The 7,235-nt window shown below is 39.9% G+C and carries 7 protein-coding genes and 1 pseudogene; 2 read left to right on the top strand and 6 right to left on the bottom strand.

The window, feature by feature from the left end; all coding sequences use genetic code 11:
- Position 1 precedes the first annotated feature (1 nt).
- Positions 2-1,087: an aminotransferase class I/II-fold pyridoxal phosphate-dependent enzyme gene (locus MV676_RS08230; RefSeq protein WP_297446678.1), complete on the top strand. Its 1,086-nt coding sequence runs from the start codon at positions 2-4 to the stop codon at positions 1,085-1,087.
- Between the two features lies 1 nt (position 1,088).
- On the opposite strand, the gene MV676_RS08225 is transcribed toward MV676_RS08230, so the two are convergent.
- The 6 genes from MV676_RS08225 to purC all read right to left on the bottom strand — a co-directional run bounded on the left by MV676_RS08225 (position 1,089) and on the right by purC (position 6,889).
- On the bottom strand, positions 1,089-2,135 hold the full coding sequence (locus MV676_RS08225) for a GGDEF domain-containing protein (protein ID WP_022846362.1): 1,047 nt from the start codon (positions 2,133-2,135) through the stop codon (positions 1,089-1,091).
- An 86-nt stretch (positions 2,136-2,221) separates the two neighbouring features.
- A complete protein-coding gene (locus MV676_RS08220) occupies positions 2,222-3,388 on the bottom strand; it encodes a DUF445 family protein (protein ID WP_297446675.1) in 1,167 nt (388 codons plus the stop codon).
- Positions 3,385-3,939 carry an RNA 2',3'-cyclic phosphodiesterase gene (gene thpR, locus MV676_RS08215; protein ID WP_297446673.1) on the bottom strand — a complete coding sequence of 185 codons (555 nt, stop codon included), beginning with the start codon at positions 3,937-3,939 and terminating at the stop codon, positions 3,385-3,387. The genes MV676_RS08220 and thpR overlap by 4 nt, the downstream gene beginning before the upstream one ends.
- Positions 3,936-5,009, bottom strand: coding sequence for a bifunctional diaminohydroxyphosphoribosylaminopyrimidine deaminase/5-amino-6-(5-phosphoribosylamino)uracil reductase RibD (gene ribD / locus MV676_RS08210; RefSeq protein WP_297446670.1), 1,074 nt, complete (start codon positions 5,007-5,009; stop codon positions 3,936-3,938). Before ribD ends, thpR begins: the two co-directional genes overlap by 4 nt.
- A gap of 90 nt (positions 5,010-5,099) precedes the next feature.
- Complete coding sequence (trpS, locus tag MV676_RS08205) at positions 5,100-6,170, bottom strand: tryptophan--tRNA ligase (RefSeq protein WP_297446668.1); 1,071 nt, start codon at positions 6,168-6,170, stop codon at positions 5,100-5,102.
- Positions 6,171-6,172: 2 nt separating this feature from the next.
- Positions 6,173-6,889: a phosphoribosylaminoimidazolesuccinocarboxamide synthase gene (purC, locus tag MV676_RS08200; protein ID WP_297446665.1), complete on the bottom strand. Its 717-nt coding sequence runs from the start codon at positions 6,887-6,889 to the stop codon at positions 6,173-6,175.
- A 129-nt stretch (positions 6,890-7,018) separates the two neighbouring features.
- On the opposite strand from purC, the pseudogene MV676_RS08195 reads away from it, so the two are divergent.
- A pseudogene (locus MV676_RS08195) lies at positions 7,019-7,235 on the top strand (amidophosphoribosyltransferase); the annotation flags it as partial.

Raw genomic sequence — 7,235 nt, 5'->3', positions numbered from 1 at the left:
TATGGACATTGTCAGGGAAGCCGGCAGATACGGAGATACCATTCACTTTGAAGTTGGTCAACCAGACCTTCAACCACCACCACAGGTGTGGGAAGAGACAGAAAGAGCCATTAAAGATGGGAAAAACGGTTACATTGAAAGCCTTGGACTGCTACCTTTGAGAGAAAAGATTGCAGAGTTTTACCACAGAAAGTACGGCATCGACATATCCCCCTCAAGGATAGCAGTAACACCAGGTACGTCAGGCGCCTTTTTAGTGGCCTACTCCATACTCCTTGACTTTGGTGAAAAGATACTGCTTACAGACCCATCCTACCCTTGCTACAAAAATTTTGCAAAGGTCCTGGGCATCGATCCTGTTTTTGTTCCTGTTAACAAAAGCACAAACTACCAGCTAACACCTGATATGTTAGAAGAAAACAGCAATGTTAAAGCAGTTCACATTCCCTCTCCCTCAAATCCCACAGGAAACGTTTATGAGAAAGAAAATCTTAAAAAGCTCATAGAAACGGCCGACGAAAAAAATATATGGTTTATATCAGACGAAATCTACCACGGTCTCGTTTATGACAAAAAAGAACACACGGCCCTTGAATTTTCCGATAGAGCTATCGTAATCAGTGGTTTTTCAAAATATTTCTGTATGCCTGGATTCCGCCTTGGCTGGATAATTCTGCCTGAGAACCTAATGAGAAAAGCAGAGATAATACTTCAAAATTTCTTCATAAGCGCCCCAACAATAAGCCAGTATGCAGTTCTTGGTGCCTTTGATTATCAATACCTTTCAAAAGTGACAGAAACATTTAGAAAGAGGAGGAACTACCTCCTTAACGCCCTTTCACCATTATTTGACATAGACGCAAAACTCGAAGGCGCCTTCTACATATGGGCGAACATCTCTAAATACGGTAAAAACTCCTTTGAATTTGCAAAAGAACTTTTGGAAAACATCCACGTTGCCGTTACGCCAGGCGTCGATTTTGGAAAAAACGGAACTGAAAACTACATAAGGTTCGCATATACGAGGAACATTAACCAATTAGCGGAAGGCGTAGAAAGGCTGAAAAGCTACCTTGACAGATTGTGAACTATAAGAACTCACATCTATCTCTACCAAGCGCCTTCGCCCGGTAGAGAGCTTTATCTGCCCTTTCAATAAAATCTCTCAGCGTATCACCTGCTCTGTACTCAGTCACTCCGCAACTTACCGTAACCTGTCTTCTTATTCCAAAATCCGCATTTTTAACAGCTTCCCTTATCCTTTCAGCAATTTTCCTGGCCTTGTTCAAAGAAATTCCGGGAAGAACAACCAGAAACTCCTCACCCCCGTACCTAAATGCAAGGTCAGAATCCCTTATCTGCTTCCTTATTATCTGTGCTATCCTTGCAAGAACCTCATCACCCTTTGTATGACCATAAGTATCGTTTATCTTTTTAAAAAAATCTACATCTATCATTATCACAGAAATCGGCAGATTATCCTTCCTGCTTTTCCATATGTATCTTTGAAGCTGACTGCCGAAGTAGTTTCTATTGTACAAAAGCGTTAAACTATCAAGTGTGGCATTTTTTTCAAGGTCTTTCTTGACAAAGAAGTAAATTGCCACCACCAATATGAAAATTATGCTGAATATCAGATTCCTCACATTTTCAATTATGTTCAATAACTGTTTATCCTTTATTTCCGCTATGTGCTGTGCCTTTGTAGTCGTCTGGTCAGCCAAGTTCCAGCATTTTTCACTTAAACTGACGATTTCAGGAACGGATGTCGCATTTTCCAAATCCTTCCATACACGCTTAAGCTTGACGTAAGATTCCCTGAACTTCACCCGTTGCTGGTAACTCTCAAGAAACTTGTTGTTCAGGTATTTTGCGTCCACCTCTTCAAGAGCTTTATTTACATAGTTTTTAATTCTAACAGCTTCGGGCGACTTTATAATTTCCAGTTTGGCGTATCTCTGGATAGAACCTCTTATCTGCCCGAGACGGTTTATGATAAAGGCATCATCGGTTCTATAAACTTTTATCGTTCTTATTATGAAACTGAATCCAAAAAAGACGATGAAAAAGAAAACTACCAACAAAGATATGAGAAGTGTTGATTTAGAAACCTCCCGCTCCCTAAAGATTACCATTTCCAACCCTTTAAAATATGTTTAATAAAACAAAAACAAACAAAATAATTTTTAAATCTAAATGTTAAACCAAATGGCTTTATGATTTATTTTACGAAAAAAAGAACATCCTGAAAAGCCCCTATTATAAAACCCAAAATGCCACCCAAAAGAGTTATGTATCTAAGTTCTTCGTCAATTAATCTTAAAACTATCCCTTCAACCTCATCTATTGGGAGCGAGTTAACCTTTTCAGCAACAAGATTTTCTATATCCATAGACTCCATAATCACGGGAAGTTCTTTTTCTATAAGCTCAAGCAACTTTAAAGAGATGTTCTCAATCAACAATTCTCTGTTTTTATCAATCAATGCTCTCATCCAGCCGGCAATTAAAGTGTAAGTTTTATCCCTCACAAAGGGTAATTTTCTTATCGGTGTGTTGAAGTTTTCATATACGATAGCCGTTAACCTCCTTGTTAAAGACTCTCTATCATATTTTTTTCCTACTAACTCTACAATCTCTTTTTCTAAAAATCTGTCAAAAGTACGGGATATGTAACTTTTTGCAGCTTCTACAAAAAGCGGACTCTCCACCGTTTCGTTCAAAGTCTTCACTATTTTAGCAGCTATCGTATCTGATATGACTTTTACAGGTTTCCTAAATATAACTACATCGGGAATTTTTCCTGATGTTTCCATAAATTTCTGTATCCTGTCCGCAATCAGGTCTAAAAATTCTTCAGAATTTATCTTTTCTCTGGCCACCTCAATAAGCTTTTTAGTTAAACTACCAATTATTTCCTCTTTCTTTCTTAAAATAGCCTCCGGGAAAATGTCCCTCAACGTTGTTTTTTTTTCATAAACGTAATTAACTACTTTTCCTATCATTTTTTCCACATCTGTTATGTTTAACACCTCAAAAAGTCTTCTGTCAGCTATAGAAAAGGTCATCTTTTCTATATATTCAGGCATGGAGTCAAGTAAACGGTCTAAGCCTTTGTCCACAAGAGCTTCTATGCTTATTTTCACCTTTTCTTCGTTGAGTCTTTTCCTTACCGTCTCTTCCGTTAAAAGATTCTCCTTAACAACCTTTGCAATGGAGGCTGCCAGTTTATCTCTCTTAGACGGTATAAGTCCCGGCGTGAAAGGCACTTTCCATTTTCCTATGTAAACAGCCTTCCTGGGTCGAAAAAGCATTTTTATCGCAACGTAGTTTGTAAAGTAACCTATTATTCCACCAACTACGGGTGGCACTAAAAGTTGAACATTCATCCCAATTCCACCGTTTCCAAATTTTTGTATATTGGCCCTTCCGAAGTAAGCACGCTCTCTACTAAAGATACCTCTTTTATTGTCATTTTCAAAAAGAGATGCTCTTTCATACGGTTAAGATAATTTGAAAATTTTATTCTGTGTTTGAACCTTTTTATCCTTAAAACAGTTACGTGCGGAACAAACTTTTGTTTTTCTTCTTTAAAACCAAACGGCTTGAGTGATGCATCAACAGCTTCCTTTATCACTTCAATACCCGGCGCGCTAATCCCTATCCATAAAACTTTCGGATGTTTAGAGTTTGGAAAGACGCCCAAGCCTTTTAACTCTGCCTCTACTTTATTAACGTTCGATAGGTGACTTCTCAAACTTTTTGAAATTTCAGGGATGAACGGTGAAAGAACCTCGCCAAGAAACCTGTATGTAAAATGGAGGTTATGTTCTTCAACCCACTTTCCAGATATTTCTAACGCGGCCATTTCTTTTTTTATTTCTTTAAGTTCTGGCTCTGGTATAGAAACGGTAGTCCCTATGAAAAGTCTCTTCTTCACGATTCCTCCGGATAGGCCTTTATCAAAAAGTCCTCTCCTATCGGTTCAATGTCAAAAATGGAAACTTTTTTTTCCATTTCACATCCATTCAACGCAGGAATGCCACTTCCAAAGAATTTCGGAGCATAGAAAAGGTAAAACTTATCAGCAAGGTTTTCGTTTATCAGGGAATGAGCAAGTCTGCTTCCACCTTCACACATTACACTATAAATGCCAATCTCTTTTAGTGCTTTAAGTGCCTCTTTAAGATTAACACCGCTTCTTTCTTCCGATGCAGTAATTAATGTAACGCCAAAATCCCTGAGAATACCGCTCTTATAAGAGAGTAAAGCTTCTTCCGTTGTTATCACTACCAGATCAGAAGCTCTTTCCTTTACAAGTTTTGAGTGGACCGGAATTCTAAGCTGCCTATCAACTACAATGGCTTTTGGTTGTCTCTGTGCTGATACAAGCCTGACATTAAGCAGAGGATCGTCTTTCAAAACGGTTCCTATACCTACCATTACACCATTATGTATCGTTCTGAGTCTGTGAACATACTGCCGTGACTGTTCTCCTGTTATCCACTTTGATGAACCGTCTTTCCTGGCTATTTTTCCATCAAGAGTCATTGCAAGTTTTAAAGAACAAAAAGCCCGCTTCTTTTTTACAAGTACTGTAAAATCGTCTATAAGCTCCCTGCACTCTTTGTCTTTTACACCTACTGTAACTTCTATTCCAGCTTCTTTTAACCTTTCAATTCCACCGGATGCCACAGGATTTGGGTCTCTAACACCTATGACTGCCCGTTTGATGCCAGCTTTTATTATTTTTTCCGTGCACGGTGGCGTTCTTCCGTAATGATTACAGGGCTCTAATGTAACATATATAGTTGCCCCTTTCGCCTTTTCCCCGGCTTTTTCTATTGCAACAGCTTCTGCGTGGGGCATTCCTGCTTTTTCGTGAAATCCTGTAGCTACAATCCTGCCATTCTTTACTATTACAGCACCTACAGCAGGATTGGGAAGGGTATTCCCCTTCCCTCGAAGTGCCTCTTCTATTGCAATTTCCATGTACCTATCATCATTCATCTACCGCGCCTCAGTGCTGATTGATGAACAGAACCAGCAGATAGATGAGTAGCGAGGCAATACCAAGTCTAACAACGATTTTTCTTATATTCACAGATCCTCCGGTTTGAAGAAATTCATGGCTTCTCTTACACTTTCCACCGTTTCTTTCGCAATACTTTCAGCCTTCCTGCTGCCCTCTACAAAAATTTCAACCATCTCTTTCTTTCTTGACAGGTAACTGTTTCTCCTATCCCTTATAGGATTGAGAAAGCTGTTAAGCGTTTCTGCAAGCTTCTTCTTACACTGAACACACCCGATCTTTCCGGCCCTACAGTCAGACTCTATTTCTTTCAAACTCTCTCCGTCGGTAAATATTGTGTGGTAGGCAAATACCGGACACGTTTCAGGATGTCCCGGATCTGTCTTTTTAATTCTCGAAGGATCGGTAAACATGCTTCTAACCTTTCTGTTTACCTCTTCTTCGCTGTCTGACAGGTAGATACAGTTGCCGTAACTTTTGCTCATCTTCCTTCCATCAAGGCCGGGAAGTTTTGGTGCTTCAGAAAGATAGGGCCTTGGTTCCGGGAAAAGATTTCCAAAAAAGTTGTTGAAGCGCCTCGCTATCTCCCTTGTTAGTTCAAGGTGAGGAATCTGGTCTATACCAACAGGTACAACGTCAGCTCTATATATAAGAATGTCGGCAGCCTGAAGGACAGGGTAACCAAGGAAACCATAAGTGGCAAGCTCTCTGTCCTTCAGGTTTTCCATCATCTCTTTGTACGTCGGGTTCCTTTCAAGCCACTTTACGGGTACTGTCATACCAAGGAGCAAGTAAAGCTCAGCGTGTTCTTTTACCCAGGATTGAACGAAAAGTGTTGCCTTTTCCGGATCAAGCCCAGCAGCCAGCCAATCTGCCATCATTTCAACCGTATTTGCAGACAGAGAAGAGAGGTCGTGGTAAGATGTCGTTATAGCGTGCCAATCAGCGATGAAAAAGAAGCTTTCTGCTTTATCTTGAAGTTTAATCCACGCCTTTAACGCACCAAAGTAGTTTCCAAGATGGAGTTTTCCCGTAGGTCTCATACCGGAAAGAACACGTTTTATATTTTCAGGTTCCCTGTACTTTTCAAGGGCAATTTTCATTTCCTTATCGACGTTGCTCACGAGCTTACGTTCCATTATCACTCCCCGTACTTTTCCATGATTCTTCTGTAAACTTCCCTGTAGCTTTCAACAACTTTGCCCATGTCTTTTCTAAATCTGTCTTTATCAAGAACCTCGCGGGTTGACTTGTCCCAGAGCCTGCAGCTGTCCGGTGTGATTTCATCGGCGAGAATCACTTCCCCGTTGTGTCTCCCAAACTCAAGTTTAAAGTCAACAAGTGTTATATCAATAGCGTCAAAGAAATTTTTAAGAAGTTCGTTTATTTTCAGCGCCTCTTTAGCCATGTGGGCAAGCTCTTCTCTCGTTGCCCATCCAAAAAGGTACACGTGATTTGGACAAACCATTGGGTCGTGAAGCTCGTCTGACTTGTAGAAAAATTCAACCAAAGGCTCTTTCAAAAGCGTACCTTCCTCCACACCGTACCTTCTTGAGAAACTACCTGCCGCGATATTTCTCACAACCACTTCAACCGGTATGATCTCACACCTTTTAACAAGCATTTCCCTCGGTGACAGAGACTCTACGAAATGAGTTTTTATCCCATTCTTCTCAAGAAACTCAAATATTTTTGTAGAAATAGCACAATTGATAACACCCTTTTTCTCAAGCTGCTCTTTTTTAGCACCGTCAAAAGCTGTTGTATCATCCTTAAAGTACTGGATAAGAAGGTTGTCACTGTCTGTCTCATAGAGAGCTTTAGCCTTTCCCTCGTAAAGGAGCTTTCCTTTTTCCATAACCGTTTTCCTCCGTCTATATAAGTTTGCTAATTTCCAACACTCTTCAGGCTTAAATTATACCTTAAAAGGCTGATGGTAATGTTATAATTGTTAGCCTGAAACAAGAGCTTTTAGAGAGGCGGAATTATGGAGAATTTGAAAGAATACTGCGGAGTATTTGGAATATATAACAATCCTCACGCAGCTTACTATACATACCTTGGACTTTACGCCTTACAACATCGTGGTCAGGAAAGTGCCGGAATAGCGGTATTTGACGGAAATAAAATCGTTTACCACAGAGATTTCGGCCTTGTTTCCAGCGTTTTTTCCCATAGAATTTTTGACGAACTTAAAGGATTCA

Origin of the sequence: Desulfurobacterium sp., from assembly GCF_027028515.1 — a bacterium.
GTDB lineage: Bacteria > Aquificota > Aquificia > Desulfurobacteriales > Desulfurobacteriaceae > Desulfurobacterium_A.
This window is presented reverse-complemented; position numbering and strand designations above follow the sequence as displayed.

Excerpts from the sequence above, each read along its gene's own strand:
- trpS (WP_297446668.1), bottom strand. The coding sequence starts at position 6,170 with ATGGAACGTAAGCTCGTGAGCAACGTCGATAAGGAAATGAAAATTGCC.
- MV676_RS08230 (WP_297446678.1), top strand. The coding sequence starts at position 2 with ATGGACATTGTCAGGGAAGCCGGCAGATACGGAGATACCATTCACTTT.
- ribD (WP_297446670.1), bottom strand. The coding sequence starts at position 5,009 with ATGAATGATGATAGGTACATGGAAATTGCAATAGAAGAGGCACTTCGA.
- purC (WP_297446665.1), bottom strand. The coding sequence starts at position 6,889 with ATGGAAAAAGGAAAGCTCCTTTACGAGGGAAAGGCTAAAGCTCTCTAT.
- MV676_RS08220 (WP_297446675.1), bottom strand. The coding sequence starts at position 3,388 with ATGAATGTTCAACTTTTAGTGCCACCCGTAGTTGGTGGAATAATAGGT.
- MV676_RS08225 (WP_022846362.1), bottom strand. The coding sequence starts at position 2,135 with ATGGTAATCTTTAGGGAGCGGGAGGTTTCTAAATCAACACTTCTCATA.